Raw genomic sequence first — 15,932 nt, forward strand, 5'->3', positions numbered from 1 at the left:
TTTAGCGTCTCAAGCAAGGGTTCCGGCTAAATATTTAACGCCTCTTCCAGAGAATTTATCTTTAAAGCAAGCGATGGTTATTGGCACTGCTGGCTTTACCGCTATGCTTTGCGTAAACGCTTTAGAAGAAGCGGGTGTGACGCCAGATAAAGGCGAAGTCATCGTGAGTGGCGCTAGCGGTGGTGTTGGTAGTACTGCCGTGCAATTACTGTCTCTACTGGGTTATGAGGTTGTCGCGATTTCAGGTCGAGAAGAAAACAGCAGTTACCTGCAAAGTTTAGGTGCCAAGAGAGTATTACCTCGCAGTGATTTCACTCACCCTGCTAAGCCATTAGACAAACAGCTATGGGCAGGGGCGATTGATACTGTAGGCGGTGAATTACTCGCCAATCTTCTTGCACAAACGCACTATAATGGTACTGTTGCTGCCTGCGGTTTAGCCGGTGGCTTCGACTTACCAACTAGCGTCATGCCATTCATTTTACGTAATGTTCGCCTTCAAGGTGTGGATTCTGTTTACTACCCTGCTGCAAGTCGCGCTAAAGTATGGCAGCGCCTTGCAGATACTCTCCCCGCGGCTTTCTATGAGCAAGTCAGCAATGAGATTAAATTAGAAGATTGTGTCGAATATGCAAAAAAACTCTTAAAAAATGAAGTCACTGGGCGTACGCTAGTTAACCTACTAGCGGAGTAACGCATTTATTGCGGTACTCCCGCCTAAATAGGGATTACCGCACATTTTCAAAAATAAATTCGGGTAATTTCTCTGATAAGACCAGTATTTTGCTGCTATATGTCACGAAATAATTATAATGACGGACTTTGTCAGTAGAAAATCCATTTATTTTTATGATAAAAGATGACAAACGCTTAGCATCGCGTTATGTTGTCGGGCTATTGATAATATCGTCGGAGTTAGCAGCATAATGGCAGAAGATATTCACATTTTACTCTTGAATGGGCCAAACCTGAACCTGCTAGGTACACGGGAACCTGATAAATACGGCAACCAAACTCTTGCTGATATCGTATCCAAGCTCGAGGCAGAGGCAAACCCGCTAGGAGTAAAACTGAGTCATTTTCAGTCAAACGCAGAATTTGAACTCATCGATAAAATTCATGCTGCACGTCATGATGTTGATTTTATCCTCATCAATCCGGCTGCATTCACACATACCAGTGTTGCACTACGTGATGCATTACTCGCGGTGAGTATCCCGTTTATCGAGATCCACCTGTCTAATGTGCATGCTAGGGAATCATTTCGCCAACATTCTTATTTCTCCGATAAAGCTATCGGTGTAATTTGTGGTCTAGGTGCTGATGGTTATAGTTTTGCTTTACAGGCAGCGGTTAACCGTCTGCGCCTAATTAATTCAATCCAAATATAAGAGTACGGAATCATATCCATGGATATTCGTAAAATTAAAAAGCTGATCGAGCTGGTCGAAGAGTCTGGCATTTCTGAACTGGAAATTTCTGAAGGGGAAGAGTCAGTACGTATCAGCCGCGTTTCACCTGCTGCTCAGGTTATGGCTGCACCTCAACAGTATTACTCAGCACCGGTTGCACAACAACCTGCTCTGGCTAATGCAGTTGCACCATCTGAAGCAATGGTAGCGCCAGCTGCACCAGCCGCAGTTGCAGGTCACCAAGTTCGCTCACCAATGGTCGGTACTTTCTACCGCGCACCAAGCCCAGAAGCGAAGCCATTTGTCGAAGTTGGTCAAACGGTCAGCGTTGGTGATCCACTTTGCATCGTTGAAGCGATGAAAATGATGAACCAAATCGAAGCAGATAAAGCAGGCGTTGTTAAAGCCATTCTGTTGCAAAACGGTGATGCAGTAGAATTTGACGAGCCATTAGTTGTCATCGAATAACGAGGCGTTTCCATGCTGGAAAAAATTGTTATTGCTAACCGTGGAGAAATCGCATTACGTATTTTGCGTGCCTGTAAAGAACTTGGCATCAAAACAGTAGCGGTTCACTCTACGGCAGATAGCGATCTAAAACACGTGTTACTGGCTGATGAAACAATTTGTATCGGCCCAGCAGCATCAGCGAAAAGTTACTTAAATATCCCTGCGATTATCTCAGCAGCGGAAATTTCAGGTGCGCAAGCAATTCACCCAGGATATGGTTTCTTGGCTGAAAATGCAGATTTCGCAGAACAAGTTGAAAACTCAGGTTTTGTTTTTATCGGTCCAAAAGCTGAAACCATCCGCCTAATGGGTGATAAAGTTTCTGCCATTAACGCGATGAAAAAAGCCGGTGTACCTTGCGTTCCGGGTTCTGATGGCCCATTAGGGAACGACACTGAAAAAAATAAAGCCATCGCGAAACGTATCGGCTACCCTGTCATCATCAAAGCATCTGGTGGTGGTGGTGGTCGTGGTATGCGTGTGGTACGTAATGAGAAAGATTTAGAATCTTCTATCAACCTAACGCGTGCTGAAGCGAAATCCGCTTTTAATAATGATATGGTTTACATGGAAAAATTCCTTGAAAACCCACGTCATATTGAAATTCAAGTCATGGCTGATGGCCAAGGCCATGCGGTTTACTTGGCTGAGCGTGACTGTTCAATGCAGCGTCGCCACCAAAAAGTGGTTGAAGAAGCACCAGCTCCAGGTATTACACCTGAAATTCGCCGCAATATCGGTGAGCGCTGTGCCAATGCGTGTATTGAAATCGGTTATCGCGGTGCAGGTACTTTCGAATTCTTATTTGAAAACGGTGAGTTCTACTTCATCGAAATGAATACCCGTATTCAAGTTGAGCACCCAGTCACTGAAATGATCACTGGTGTAGACTTGATTAAAGAGCAGCTGCGTGTTGCATCTGGGTTACCATTATCAGTTAAGCAGGAAGATATTGTGGTTCACGGCCATGCTGTGGAATGCCGTATCAACGCAGAAGACCCGAATACCTTCATCCCAAGCCCGGGCAAAATCACCCGTTTCCACTCTCCTGGTGGTTTTGGCGTACGTTGGGAATCTCATATTTACGCAGGCTACACTGTACCTCCGTATTATGACTCAATGATTGGTAAATTAATTACTTATGGTGAAACTCGTGAAATCGCTATTTCTCGTATGAAAAATGCGTTAAACGAACTTATCGTCGATGGTATTAAAACCAATATTGAACTGCACCAAATGATTATGAGCGATGAAAATTTCCAAAAAGGCGGAACTAACATCCACTATTTAGAGAAAAAACTGGGTATTGCTGAATAAGTCAGCGATAACCTGTTTAACTCATCGTTAATCGATACCGTAACGCGCTGCGTTACGGTATTTTTTTATGCTAAATACGCTTTATTGCACTTTTCTTCTGCTATTTTTCACACTCAGCCCACGGATTATCGTACAATTGCTGATTATTTTTTTATGGGAATGAAGGGGAATAACGGGTGGATAAACGTTTTCTTCAATCAAATAAAGAAGCACGCTGGTCATTTTATTTGACTATCGCCTATCTAGTCGGCTGGGTTATTAGTGCCTACCTGCCGGACAATACACTTGGAGTTACAGGGCTACCACTGTGGTTTGAATGGTCTTGTCTCATCTTACCCATCATTTTTATTTTGCTCTGCATTATGATGGTTAAACTGATTTTTAAAGACATCTCTCTGGAGGAGAATGATGCAGATTGAAGTTCTCCTGCCTCTCGTCGGCTACCTAGCTCTCGTCTTTTTGCTATCCATTTATGCATATAAAAAACGAACAAAAGGCGAGTTTTTAAATGAATACTTTTTAGGTAATCGTTCAATGGGCGGCTTTGTCCTTGCGATGACCATTACCGCTACCTATATTAGTGCGAGTTCTTTTATTGGTGGGCCGGGAGCTGCCTATAAATATGGCCTAGGTTGGGTGCTATTGGCGATGATCCAACTGCCTGCTATTTGGCTTTCCCTCGGCGTACTTGGTAAAAAATTTGCTATTTTGGCGCGTCGCTATAATGCCGTTACGCTCAACGATATGCTGTATGCACGCTACCAAAGCCGATTTTTAGTGTGGTTTGCCAGTGTTAGCCTGCTCATTGCCTTTTTTGGTGCCATGACAGTGCAATTTATTGGTGGTGCGCGCTTATTAGAAACAGCAGCAGGTATTCCATATACTTACGGGTTAATAATTTTTGGGGTTTCCATCGCACTCTACACCGCAATTGGTGGGTTTAGAGCTAGCGTATTAAATGACGCACTGCAAGGGCTAGTGATGCTATTAGGCACGGTGATCCTACTAGTGGCGATTATTTACCATGCCGGTGGTCTACCCTCTGCAATAGAAAAAATGCATAGCATAGACCCGAAATTGGTATCGCCTGAAGGTGCAGATGACATTTTAAGCGGGCCATTTTTAGCGTCATTTTGGGTTTTGGTCTGTTTTGGGGTGATTGGTTTACCTCACACCGCAGTACGTTGTATTTCATATAAAGACAGTAAAGCGGTTCACCGCGGCATTATTTTGGGAACTATCGTCATGGCAGTGCTGATGTTTGGTATGCACTTTGCGGGCGCTCTCGGTCGCGCAATTTTACCTGACCTCACGATCCCAGACCAAGTGATCCCGACCTTGATGGTACAAGTTCTGCCACCTTTCGCTGCGGGGATCTTCCTAGCGGCACCAATGGCTGCGATTATGTCGACGATCAACGCACAACTGCTGCAATCCTCAGCGACCATCGTAAAAGATATCTATCTGAACACTGTGCCAAAGCAAATCAAAAATGAAAAGCGTCTTGCGCGGATCTCTAGCCTTTCCACTTTGGTCTTAGGTGCGTTGCTTTTAGTTGCTGCATGGAACCCGCCTCAAATGATTATCTGGCTGAACTTACTGGCTTTTGGTGGTTTAGAAGCCGTTTTCTTGTGGCCATTAGTCCTCGGGCTCTATTGGGAAAAAGCCAATGGAACAGGTGCAATCAGTGGTATGGTCGTCGGTGGCGTCAGTTATGCCATATTGGCAAGTTTTAAAATTGAAATCATGGGCTTTCACGCTATCGTCCCATCACTGATTTTTAGTCTTATTGCCTTTTTTGTCGGTAATCTTTTTGGCAAAAATCCAGTACAATCACCAGCAAACGAACAGGTAACTAGCACTCACTGATTCCTATCTACTGATAGGTGAATTTGGCGTTACCTAATGTAAATGAACAAATGCAATGCTCTAGATAATTCGCGTCATAGATAGGCGGCAAACGAGCTAATCCCTAGGAGCATACACCAGTATGTGACTAGGGTTAGTGAGCGCAGCCAACAACGCTATGGCGTGAAGAATGACGAGCATTTTAGAAGAGAAAAAACAATGCCTTGGATACAAATAAGACTAAACTCAACCGCAAAAGATGCTGAAAACCTTGGCGATGAGTTAATCGAAACAGGGGCGGTATCCGTCACTTTTCAAGATAGCCATGACACACCCGTGTTTGAGCCACTTCCAGGGGAAACACGTCTTTGGGGTGATACCGATGTTATCGGGCTCTACGATGCAGAAACCGACATGAAACTTGTCGTCGCTCAACTAGAAAATAGTCCTCTACTGGGCACGGGTTTTATCCATAAAATCGAACAATTAGATGACAAAGATTGGGAAAGAGAGTGGATGGATAATTTTCATCCAATGCGCTTTGGAGAACGTTTATGGATCTGCCCAAGCTGGCGTGATGTACCCGACCCAACAGCGGTTAATGTGATGTTAGATCCTGGTCTCGCCTTTGGTACTGGAACACATCCAACCACCTCATTGTGTCTTCAATGGTTAGACGGTCTTGATCTCGAAGGTAAAACCGTGATCGACTTTGGTTGTGGATCCGGAATTTTAGCGATCGCTGCATTAAAATTAGGTGCCGCTCATGCGATTGGGATCGACATCGACCCTCAAGCTATCACTGCAAGCCGCGATAATGCGCAACGTAACGGTGTTTCAGAGCGTTTATCCCTATACTTACCGAAAGACCAACCTAATGACTTACAAGCCGATGTCGTGGTTGCTAACATCCTTGCTGGCCCATTACGCGAACTTGCCCCTATGATTAGTGTACTACCACGACCGGGTGGGTTATTAGGTCTTTCTGGTGTACTCGCCAGTCAAGCTGAAAGTGTTGCGGATGCATACCGTTCAACTTTTGAAATTGACCCTGTCGCTGAAAAAGAAGAATGGTGCCGGATTACGGGTGTCAAGCATTTTTAGTGATTTTTTTTATTAAAATCAGAGAATAATTTCTTTGAAAACAACGCCAGAATAGATTATCTTATAGCTCAAATATTGCTCAATAGCTGGCGATAATCTGTTCTGCACGAGATTTGAACAGCACAACAGTTATTTTAATAAATCGTTATGGAACCAACTTAACTATTTGTTAAATATAACTAATTTTATAATTGCAAAGCTGCAAGATAAAAAAATTAGTGATAAATAACCGTTTGCTCAAAGTTTGTCCTTTCATATCTCGTAAAAAATGCGTAATATACGCGCCCTTGCAGTCACAGTATGGCCCCCATTTAGTTATGCGAATCGGACAATATCAGTTGAGAAACTGCCTTATTGCTGCCCCCATGGCAGGCATTACAGATAAACCGTTTAGGTCACTCTGTTATGACATGGGTGCTGGGATGACAGTATCAGAGATGCTTTCTTCTAATCCTCAAGTTTGGAAGACCGACAAATCTAGACTCAGAATGGTTCATCGCGATGAACTTGGGGTTCGTTCAGTGCAAATAGCTGGCAATGATCCCGATGAAATGGCTGCTGCGGCTCAAATCAACGTTGAGAGTGGCGCTCAAATCATCGATATCAACATGGGCTGTCCAGCTAAAAAAGTGAATCGTAAGCTTGCAGGCTCGGCACTGCTACGCTACCCAGAAATCGTGAAATCGATTCTTGAAGGTGTCGTCAAAGCAGTGGATGTGCCAGTTACCCTTAAGATCCGCACAGGCTGGTCACCTGAAGAGCGAAACTGCATAGAGATTGCCAAATTGGCCGAAGATTGCGGCATTCAAGCTCTCACTATTCATGGCAGAACTAGAGCCTGTCTGTTTAATGGGGAAGCTGAATATGACAATATTCGGGCAGTTAAGCAGACTGTTACCATTCCGGTTATTGCCAATGGCGACATTACTGACCCGCTAAAAGCCAGAGCTGTTTTAGACTACACAGGGGCGGATGCCTTGATGGTAGGCAGAGCGGCTCAGGGAAGACCCTGGATCTTCCGGGAAATCCAGCATTATCTGGACACAGGTGAAATATTGCCACCGATGCCTATGGCAGAGGTACAACGTATTATGCTAGCGCATGTACAGGAATTGCACGACTTTTATGGTCAAGGCAAAGGAGCCCGTATTGCGCGCAAACATGTTTCTTGGTACTTGAAAGAACATGCACCTGATGACCAGTTTCGGCGCTCATTCAACACCATTGAGGATGCCAGCGAACAGCTGGAGGTGTTGGAGGCATTTTTTGAAAATTTTTGCGTAAATAAAGATAAGAGCTGACAGAACTATGTTCGAACAACGCGTAAATTCTGACGTACTAACCGTTGCTACTGTAAATTCACAAGATCAAGTAACTCAAAAACCGTTACGTGACTCAGTCAAGCAAGCACTGAAGAACTATTTTGCTCAATTAAATAATCAAGATGTTAATGATTTATATGAGCTGGTATTGGCTGAAGTAGAACAGCCTTTGTTGGACATGGTTATGCAATATACCCGTGGAAACCAGACCCGTGCAGCCCTGATGATGGGTATCAACCGCGGCACTCTGCGTAAGAAACTGAAAAAATACGGCATGAACTAATCCTAGTCGGTTAATGCAGTATTTTTGTGAGCCCTCACTGTAATCCAGTGAGGGCTTTTTATTATCAAGCCGCAGATAGATTAAACTTCTGAACCGCTTGTTGTAGGTCTTGAGTTTGCTGTGCTAATGAGTTGGCTGCTGTAGCCACTTGCTCAACTAAAGAGGCATTTTGCTGTGTAACACCGTCCATCTGTGTAATAGCGACCCCAACTTGGGCGATCCCTTTGCTCTGCTCTTCTGAAGCTACGGTGATTTGCTCCATAATTGCTGTCACCTCATTGATTCCTTGTAAAATATGCTCCATCGTTTTGCCCATCTCGTTCACTAAACCAGTTCCTTTTTGTACACAAGTTCCTGAGTCTGCAATTAACCGTTCAATTTCCATCGCTGCTTCTGCACTGTGGCTCGCTAACTTACGCACCTCTGCAGCGACCACCATGAAACCGCGCCCATGCACACCTGCACGAGCCGCTTCGATAGAAGCATTGAGCGCTAAGATATTAGTTTGGAAACTGATATCGTTAATCATGTTGATGATATCTGCGATTTTTTGTGAACTTTGGGATATTTCACTCATAGTAACGACAACTGAATCAACAATGCTATTCCCTTTATTCGCGACCACGAACGCTTCACCGACTAGTTGATTAGCTTGAAGTGTGTTTTCCATATTCAGTTGAACTGCTGCTGTAATTTCCTCCATACTCGCTGCCGTCTCTTCTAACGCGGCGGCCTGCTCTTCGGTTCGAGATGAAAGGTCGCTATTACCGTTTGAAATTTCACTTGCCCCCAAATAAATATTGTCACTTCCTTGTCGGATTGTATTGACCGATTCACTTAAATCTTTTCTCATCCCTTCAAGTATTGGAAATAATTTTCCTACACAGCTATTTCCGAATGACTGTACAGGATGGCTTAAATCACCTTTTGCGATATCAATAAAATGCTGTCTCAGTAAACCTAGTGGTTTTTGCATCATTTCTGCCATATAGCGATCCGTAAAAATGAGCATAAAGATCCCTAATATTGCAGTGATGATCATAACCATTCGCGTAATATCCATCACGTTATCAACATGATTTCGAGCTTGGCTAATCAACTCTTCTGCTGTCTGGTTGAATTTTTGAATTGAAGAACCAAACGCTCGGCTCAATGCGGGAGTGATATTATGGGCGTGGGACAAATATTTATTGGTATCACTTTCCATACTAAGGGCTAATTGAGGCTTTACACCATCATCAAGTAGTGCTTGCCAGCTGCTAATTACCTGCTCTGCAATTTCAGGAGTCATTGGCCCTGGGGAAATCAATTTCATCTGCTCTAAATATTTTTCCATATTGGACATTGCCTCTTTGACGGGGCCATAGTCCACTGTTTTTCCTTCACTTTTACTTTCCATTACCCGGGTTAACCGTGTAACAAAACGGAAATATTGGTCATTTCCCTGACTGATCACCGTCATTTGTTGTACTAATTGCCTATCAATATCGTTTCCATCAGCAATGCGTGATAGTGACCAACCACTATATACATTCGTTCCCCCCAAGATCAGACACAAAATACTTAACAATACGAAGACCACAGTGCGAATTGAGTAATTTCGAAGTTTCTGCATAGAATTTCTCTTTTGGTGGGATAATCTGACAATATTTAACTTTATCGGCGTTATAGGAAAATATTTTAACCGCTAGATTTGGTTGTTCTTTATCCTAAATAGGTAAAAATACTTATATTTCAAGGGGGTTACTATTTGATTTTGGGAATCAGAGAAAATTAAAAATTTGAGATTAATGTGAGTAATTTGAAGTAGATCGCTAAATACAAGAATCCAACCTGAGTAAATGAACCATCTCGAATACTATTTTCATGTCTATCCTGACGTAAAAGCTACCATCCCCTCAGTAACATATACCCCCTAAGTCAACAATTTATTTCCACTTAAATCAAATAATTAGACATAGAATAAATTGGTTTAAATTAATTGATCTTGAAATTAATAATAATATAATAAGATTGATTATCATTTGCATTATCATTACAAAAAGGCAAACCGACTCCAATGAAAAACATTTCCTCCGTTGGAAACAATATGGTTAAATTTAAGCCAGATTTTATTTGTTTCATTATTTTATCAACACTTTCTTTTACAACTCATGCAGCCAATAAAGAGCTTAAATCATCGCAGCTTCAAGATGCTACCGATGCAATTGAGCTACAAGATAGTTATGCAAGGCCTGACTACGTTGAAATAGAACGTTTACGAGATACCAAGCAAATTATTGTTATTTCAAAAGAAGATATTCAAGGTAAAGGAAATCGCACAATCTCTGATGTGCTTAAATCCGTTCCTGGTATTAGTGTCGATACCTCTGGGCAAGGTAATATAGACTTGCGAGGACAAGGGGCTGAAACCTCACAACGTAACCTACAAGTATTACTTGATGGGGCTCCAATTACCACATTAGCAAATCACCCTTACACCACTAACTACGATATTATTCCCGTTGAACAACTTGAGCGTATTGAAATCATTCCCGGTGGTGGAAGCGTTATTTACGGCTCAGGGACTGCAGGTGGAGTCATTAATATCACGTCTAACCTGAGAAGTATGGCTAATCCCAAAACAAGTGTTTTATCTGAATGGAACTCAGAAGGATACCGTTTAAATGCTAATTTGGGAGTGCGGGTTAATGATAAATTTTCAATTTTAGGCACAGCCAGTAAACTAAATCGTGACCTTTACTATAAAGATACCTACCGTAATTCAGAATATTATTCATTAGGTGGAAGATGGGATCTCACTTCAGATCAAAGCCTGATGTTGCGAGGAAGCCATCTCACTGAAAGTTCCCAATACGTAAAAACGCTCACATCACGTAATATCAAAAAGTATGGTAAAGACTACGTTCCACCAGACAAAACCGTCACTGTCGGTATTGATGAAAATGGTAAGTTAATTAAAAAAACAATCAGCGGTTATTTGACTGGTGACCGCGAGGTCGATAGCTATAATTTAAGTTACCAAAATGCATTTACGGATAAACTCAATTTTGCTACTGATGTTTTCTACACTGATGGTTTTTATACTAATAATGCCAACTGGGAACAAAAAGTTAATCAAAAAAGCCACGGAACAAAAATCAAATTAGATATCGGCTATCTTGATGATAGTAACCTACTTTTGGGCATAGATTATTCCAAACAAAAGGCTTCTATTCATTATATTGGAAGCTATAAAAAGGACAGTAAAGGCCGATATTATGGGGTTCCTCATAATTTCGATTATGATAAAACCACAAAGGCAATTTATGTCCTTAACAGCCTGAAATCAGATCAATTTGTTTTTACTCAAGGGCTAAGACGTGAATTGGCTGAATGGTCATTTGATAAAAGCGGTACGGTAAATGGATCTGGTACTTCAGACCGTTGGAATACCGCTGCAGAACTTTCTCTCGCTTACCTTTATCGCGATACAGGTCGAGTTTATGGGCGATATGAACGAGGCTACACCCTTCCCGATGGCTTGCAAATCAGTGACCAATCGGTCGTTAATGGTGAAAAAATTTACACGCCGACTAAGGCAGAAGATGAGAAATATGACTTATTTGAGGTCGGCTTAAGAGACAAATTAGCGTTTAGTACTGTCAATGTCACGTTCTGGACATCCAATACAAATAATCAGTTAAATCGCATTTATCTCACTAGCGTCAATGATGCGAAGACAATGAATTTGTTGAAAACTCGCCGCTGGGGAGCCGATGTTGACTTCCAGCAAACGCTCGGTGATTTCACCTTCCAAGAATCATATTCATGGCTCAGAGGACGTTCTGATTATAACAACCATGGCCGCCAATTCTTGGAAGAAAACGGCAAAAACACCATTGATTACACGAAAAGTGGTTTAACTAAAGTGCCAGAGCACTCCGTTAAACTAAAAGTAAAATACGACTTTACTGAGGATTTATCAGGAGATATTCAGTACACCTATTATGGTTCGTACAATAACTTCCTTTCTGATGCCAATAAAGAAGAAGATGGCGTTGTTAAATCACGTGAGCTCATTGACCTGAGTGTTCGTTACACACCGATTGAACACATTGAATTATATGGTGGGGTCACTAACTTAATGAATAAAACTTACTACGACTATGTTACTGCAGGCTACGGCTCATTGATTCCTGGAAATGAGCGCTCATTCTTTGCAGGTATCAAAGCCACCTATTGATTTAAACAGGAAATGTTTCAGTGACTATAAACCCGTTTTTTCGTTATAAACTTGCTTTAGCACTGTCACTCGTTATCCATATCATTGCCATTATGTTTATCGCCCTACAAGCAGGTAGGGCGGTACCTATGGTCGAAGGTGAGGAAACGATAACACTATCTCTAGGGGGACCAATGGGCTCCGCTGGGGGCTCAGGAGAACAGAGTAGTAAGAGACAAGCGCAATTACAAGAAGTTATATCAGAATCCTCCTCGAAGGCTGAAGCTGCTTCGCAATTGAAGCAGCTTAGCAAGTCTCAACCTAATGAAAGTAAAATACCCTCAAAAACCCAACTTAAAAATTCATTAACTCCTGTTAATGTCCCCGTTGATAATACAATTGAATCACCTTTGCTCACACAGAAAACCAAAGTAAATATAAAACCGGAGATCAGTCAGCCCGTACAAGGAAAAAAACAAGAAAAACAAAGTAAATTACTGAACAATGACACTCGAAATAACACAGAAAATCAGCTTATTGCCAATAAAATAAGCCATGAAACACAGCAAGACTCACTAGAAACAGCTAAAGAAACACCATCCAATTCAGCGGCTAAAAATCATTCTTCCACCACCTCATCAACTTCAGAAAGTAGTCAAGGTGGTAAAGGGAATAATATATTATCGGGTAATAACCAATTCGCTGCTAATGGTGATGGAAGTTATACCGCACTCGGTTCGAGTGGTATTTCCTATACAATTTTACAGGATGCGACCCCTAAGTATCCAAAAGAGGCTCGCTCCTTAGGCTATACAAAAGTGGTTAAAATACAAATTCGGTTATTAGTTGGATTAGATGGCCAAGTTGAATCCGTTGAAATATTAAACAACAAGATCCCTGATTTAGGTTTTAAAGAAGAAGCGGTGAAAGCGATTAAAAAAATGACCTTTAAACCCATTATTTATCAAGGACAAAATATTAAAATGTACTTTAAAAAAACGGTCATATTTCAATACTAGCTTACAGTCAGCCATATTGTTGGACAGAAAAAAGGTACAGCGAACCCTCACTGTACCTTTACAGTTATTTTACAGCTTGTATTTTGAAAAATTAACGGTATATCGGTAACAAATTAAACTGCGCTAACAATTGGCAAATAATACCAAAGACACCAAAAGCGATTACGGCATAGATTAACCCCTTTCCGCCCCACACTTTAAATTTAGATTCAGGAAAACGCTCTCTTACCTTTAATGCCATAACTGCAGGGCAAATAATCGCCCATATACATGCCGCCATACCTGCATAAGCTATTGCGATCAAAAAACCATTTGGGAATAACATGCAAAGAATAAGAGGAGGCAAGAAACATAATAATGCAGATTTCATTCTACCTGATGGGTTATCTTTAAAATTTAGCGAAGCAAGAATGTAATCAAATAACCCAATTGCGACACCTAAGAATGAACAGAATACAGCACTAATAGAAAACCACAGTAAGAATGTCGCAATATTTTTGCTATTTAGCACTGCATATAATGATTCAATAAATGCGTCTAAATTACCGCCTTTATTAATAATTGTTAAAAACTCTGCCCGTGGTAGATTTCCCATTGTCCCCATGATCCAAAGAAAATAGAGAACCAGTGCTAATACACAACCGATAACACAACTCTTAACAACCTTTCTTTCATTCTCATGATAAAGCTTATATAGACTACAAACATTCCCATGATAACCAAAAGAAGTAATTGCATAGGGGATAATAATAAAGACAAAAGGTAGCAATGCTGTTTGTCCGCCCTCAACCGGTGAAGTTAATAACAAATCTGTTTTTACAATAAAAAATAACCCAGAGAAAGCCAAAATAAATAAAACTATTTTAATAAATAAAAATAATGATGTTAAACGGCTTGCTCCAACACCACTCCACCAAATACTCGCACCTAATATTAATGTAAAGATAATAAATATTAACCTTAAGTTGATGTTGTATCCATAAATGGCGGCGGCTTCTTTAATCACTGAACCTGCGGCTGATATATAGGCATATATTAATATGTAGAGTACAAATATTAATGCCATATTAGCTATATAGCATGCCCATTTTGGTAATAATTCTTTAGATATGAAAAAGTAATTCGTTCCTGATCCATATTTCGATATACATTCTAAAATATAAATCCCTGAATGAAACATAAAAAAGCAAACAACTAACAAGATAACTACAGAGTTAATAAACCAAGCTCCAGCCATAATAGTGGGCAAACTAAACATACCCGCCCCTATCATGGCACCGCCTAGCACAAAACCCCCTACCATTATGGAGGGTTCTTTTTTGGCTGCCGAATTATTCATGGTGTTTACCTTAAGAATAAGGATGAGGCTCCCGCATTGCACGGGAACCATAAGAACGACCTATTATTTAATTGGTTTTAATCTTGCAGTAAAGTGCCTTAATACTGGTGGTTCATATTCGAAATCAAGACCTTTCAGAGTTGCGAATTTATCTTTTAACCCAATGAGAGCATCTGCAATGTAATCCATATGGTCATTGGTATATACGCGTCTCGCAATAGTTAATCGCATAAATTCCATGTCTGCATGTTTTTGTTTGCCCGTTTCAGGATCACGGCCTAATAAGAATGAACCAATTTCAACCGCACGAACACCAGACTCCAAATAAAGTGCGTTTATAACAGCTTGCGCAGGGAATTGGTCACCTGGAATATGTGGAACCAGTTTTTTACAGTCGACGAATACTGCGTGCCCGCCTGTAGGATATTGAATTGAAATACCACCTTCGCGTAAGCGGTCGCCTAAGTATTTAACTTGCCCTATACGATAATGCAGATATTCTTCACCAGCCCCTTCTTCAAGACCCTGCACCATTGCGGCCATATCACGACCCGCTAAGCCACCATAGGTCACGAACCCCTCCATTGGAACACAGCGTTGTCTTGCCAGTGTGAAGATTTTTTCGTCATTTTTAATACAAACCAACCCGCCGATATTTAATAGTGGGTCTTTTTTCGCTGACATCGTTAATGCATCAGCATACTTGTACATATCAAGAATAATTTCTTTAATTGTCGAATTTTTATATTTAGGATCACGCTCTTTAATAAAATACGCATTTTCACAAAAACGAGCCGAGTCCATGACAACAAAGATATTATGTTGTTTAGCAATCTCATAAACTTCTTTCAAATTCGCCATTGATACTGGCTGACCGCCCGCACTATTACAAGTTACAGTAGATACAATTGCAACAACGTTTTCTGCACCATGCTCAGCAATATTATCTTTTAATTTTTGGATATCAAAATTGCCTTTCCAATCATCATAAGTATCCGAGTCATAGGCTTTTTCGGTAACAATATTAATTGCCTTACAACCGTTTAATTCAACGTGTGCTGCTGTTGTATCAAAGTGGAAATTAGAAATAAATACCGGTTTTTTAGCACCGCCTTGTTCCTGTTTTACTTTCAATAAAACAGGGAATAACATATTTTCAGCACCGCGACCTTGGTGAGCAGGAATGACATAATCATAGTCAAACATCTCTTTCACTTTATCTTTTAAATCATAATAGTTACGAGATCCTGCGTACGCTTCATCACCAGTAATCATTGCTGCCCACTGGTGGTCACTCATCGCATTAGTACCTGAGTCAGTTAATAAATCAATATAAACCGCACTGCTTGGTAGTAAAAATGGGTTATATCCTGCTTCTTTTAACGCCGCTTCGCGTTCTTCTCTTGATGGAATACGGATATTTTCTACCATTTTAATACGGAATGGTTCTACGATTCTTTTAGCCATGATAATACCTTTAATTTTTCATTAAATAATAGAGATTTAACCCATAGTGAAATAAGTTAAAAAAACTTTAAGAAAGGAAAATAGAAAGGTTATTTATTTGGGAAAAA

At 41.0% G+C, this 15,932-nt stretch carries 14 protein-coding genes; 11 read left to right on the plus strand and 3 right to left on the minus strand.

What is annotated here, in order from left to right; all coding sequences use genetic code 11:
• From PR767_RS19630 to fis, 9 genes are all read left to right on the plus strand, one after another.
• Positions 1 to 694, plus strand: a 694-nt coding sequence (locus PR767_RS19630) for an acrylyl-CoA reductase family protein (RefSeq protein ID WP_272520840.1), incomplete at its 5' end; no start/stop codon positions are given.
• 232 nt (positions 695 to 926) lie between these two features.
• Positions 927 to 1,391 (plus strand): type II 3-dehydroquinate dehydratase, encoded by a 465-nt coding sequence (gene aroQ, locus PR767_RS19635; protein ID WP_004908209.1) that lies wholly within the window; start codon positions 927 to 929, stop codon positions 1,389 to 1,391.
• An 18-nt stretch (positions 1,392 to 1,409) separates the two neighbouring features.
• On the plus strand, positions 1,410 to 1,880 hold the full coding sequence (accB, locus tag PR767_RS19640; RefSeq protein ID WP_004908206.1) for an acetyl-CoA carboxylase biotin carboxyl carrier protein: 471 nt from the start codon (positions 1,410 to 1,412) through the stop codon (positions 1,878 to 1,880).
• Between the two features lie 12 nt (positions 1,881 to 1,892).
• Positions 1,893 to 3,239 carry an acetyl-CoA carboxylase biotin carboxylase subunit gene (accC, locus tag PR767_RS19645; RefSeq protein WP_004908205.1) on the plus strand — a complete coding sequence of 449 codons (1,347 nt, stop codon included), beginning with the start codon at positions 1,893 to 1,895 and terminating at the stop codon, positions 3,237 to 3,239.
• Between the two features lie 176 nt (positions 3,240 to 3,415).
• A complete protein-coding gene (locus PR767_RS19650; protein ID WP_004908202.1) occupies positions 3,416 to 3,658 on the plus strand; it encodes a DUF997 family protein in 243 nt (80 codons plus the stop codon).
• On the plus strand, positions 3,648 to 5,108 hold the full coding sequence (gene panF, locus PR767_RS19655; RefSeq protein WP_004908200.1) for a sodium/pantothenate symporter: 1,461 nt from the start codon (positions 3,648 to 3,650) through the stop codon (positions 5,106 to 5,108). The genes PR767_RS19650 and panF overlap by 11 nt, the downstream gene beginning before the upstream one ends.
• 198 nt (positions 5,109 to 5,306) lie before the next feature.
• Positions 5,307 to 6,191, plus strand: coding sequence for a 50S ribosomal protein L11 methyltransferase (prmA, locus tag PR767_RS19660; RefSeq protein ID WP_272520848.1), 885 nt, complete (start codon positions 5,307 to 5,309; stop codon positions 6,189 to 6,191).
• A gap of 317 nt (positions 6,192 to 6,508) precedes the next feature.
• Positions 6,509 to 7,492 carry a tRNA dihydrouridine synthase DusB gene (dusB, locus tag PR767_RS19665; protein ID WP_004908195.1) on the plus strand — a complete coding sequence of 328 codons (984 nt, stop codon included), beginning with the start codon at positions 6,509 to 6,511 and terminating at the stop codon, positions 7,490 to 7,492.
• A 7-nt stretch (positions 7,493 to 7,499) separates the two neighbouring features.
• Positions 7,500 to 7,796 (plus strand): DNA-binding transcriptional regulator Fis, encoded by a 297-nt coding sequence (gene fis, locus PR767_RS19670; RefSeq protein WP_004258438.1) that lies wholly within the window; start codon positions 7,500 to 7,502, stop codon positions 7,794 to 7,796.
• A 64-nt stretch (positions 7,797 to 7,860) separates the two neighbouring features.
• Here fis and PR767_RS19675 read toward each other — a convergent pair whose 3' ends face one another.
• Positions 7,861 to 9,411 (minus strand): methyl-accepting chemotaxis protein, encoded by a 1,551-nt coding sequence (locus PR767_RS19675; protein ID WP_109911670.1) that lies wholly within the window; start codon positions 9,409 to 9,411, stop codon positions 7,861 to 7,863.
• Positions 9,412 to 9,885: 474 nt separating this feature from the next.
• On the opposite strand from PR767_RS19675, the gene PR767_RS19680 reads away from it, so the two are divergent.
• Both PR767_RS19680 and PR767_RS19685 read left to right on the plus strand, forming a co-directional pair.
• Positions 9,886 to 12,021: a TonB-dependent receptor gene (locus tag PR767_RS19680; RefSeq protein WP_227024202.1), complete on the plus strand. Its 2,136-nt coding sequence runs from the start codon at positions 9,886 to 9,888 to the stop codon at positions 12,019 to 12,021.
• A 20-nt stretch (positions 12,022 to 12,041) separates the two neighbouring features.
• Entirely contained in the window at positions 12,042 to 13,019 is a 978-nt protein-coding gene (locus PR767_RS19685; protein ID WP_164529168.1) for an energy transducer TonB, read from the plus strand.
• Between the two features lie 91 nt (positions 13,020 to 13,110).
• On the opposite strand, the gene PR767_RS19690 is transcribed toward PR767_RS19685, so the two are convergent.
• Positions 13,111 to 14,358, minus strand: coding sequence for an aromatic amino acid transporter (locus tag PR767_RS19690; protein ID WP_004908187.1), 1,248 nt, complete (start codon positions 14,356 to 14,358; stop codon positions 13,111 to 13,113).
• Between the two features lie 63 nt (positions 14,359 to 14,421).
• Positions 14,422 to 15,825: a tryptophanase gene (locus PR767_RS19695; protein WP_004908186.1), complete on the minus strand. Its 1,404-nt coding sequence runs from the start codon at positions 15,823 to 15,825 to the stop codon at positions 14,422 to 14,424.
• Between the last annotated feature and the right edge of the window lie 107 nt (positions 15,826 to 15,932).

Source organism: Providencia sp. PROV223, assembly GCF_028479245.1.
GTDB classification, from domain to species: Bacteria; Pseudomonadota; Gammaproteobacteria; order Enterobacterales; family Enterobacteriaceae; genus Providencia; species Providencia rettgeri.

Bases quoted from the DNA above. Each gene is read 5' to 3' on its own strand.
- PR767_RS19690 (WP_004908187.1), bottom strand. From the start codon at position 14,358: ATGAATAATTCGGCAGCCAAAAAAGAACCCTCCATAATGGTAGGGGGT.
- PR767_RS19675 (WP_109911670.1), bottom strand. From the start codon at position 9,411: ATGCAGAAACTTCGAAATTACTCAATTCGCACTGTGGTCTTCGTATTG.
- PR767_RS19680 (WP_227024202.1), top strand. From the start codon at position 9,886: ATGGTTAAATTTAAGCCAGATTTTATTTGTTTCATTATTTTATCAACA.
- PR767_RS19695 (WP_004908186.1), bottom strand. From the start codon at position 15,825: ATGGCTAAAAGAATCGTAGAACCATTCCGTATTAAAATGGTAGAAAAT.
- dusB (WP_004908195.1), top strand. From the start codon at position 6,509: ATGCGAATCGGACAATATCAGTTGAGAAACTGCCTTATTGCTGCCCCC.
- accB (WP_004908206.1), top strand. From the start codon at position 1,410: ATGGATATTCGTAAAATTAAAAAGCTGATCGAGCTGGTCGAAGAGTCT.
- fis (WP_004258438.1), top strand. From the start codon at position 7,500: ATGTTCGAACAACGCGTAAATTCTGACGTACTAACCGTTGCTACTGTA.
- aroQ (WP_004908209.1), top strand. From the start codon at position 927: ATGGCAGAAGATATTCACATTTTACTCTTGAATGGGCCAAACCTGAAC.
- panF (WP_004908200.1), top strand. From the start codon at position 3,648: ATGCAGATTGAAGTTCTCCTGCCTCTCGTCGGCTACCTAGCTCTCGTC.
- accC (WP_004908205.1), top strand. From the start codon at position 1,893: ATGCTGGAAAAAATTGTTATTGCTAACCGTGGAGAAATCGCATTACGT.
- prmA (WP_272520848.1), top strand. From the start codon at position 5,307: ATGCCTTGGATACAAATAAGACTAAACTCAACCGCAAAAGATGCTGAA.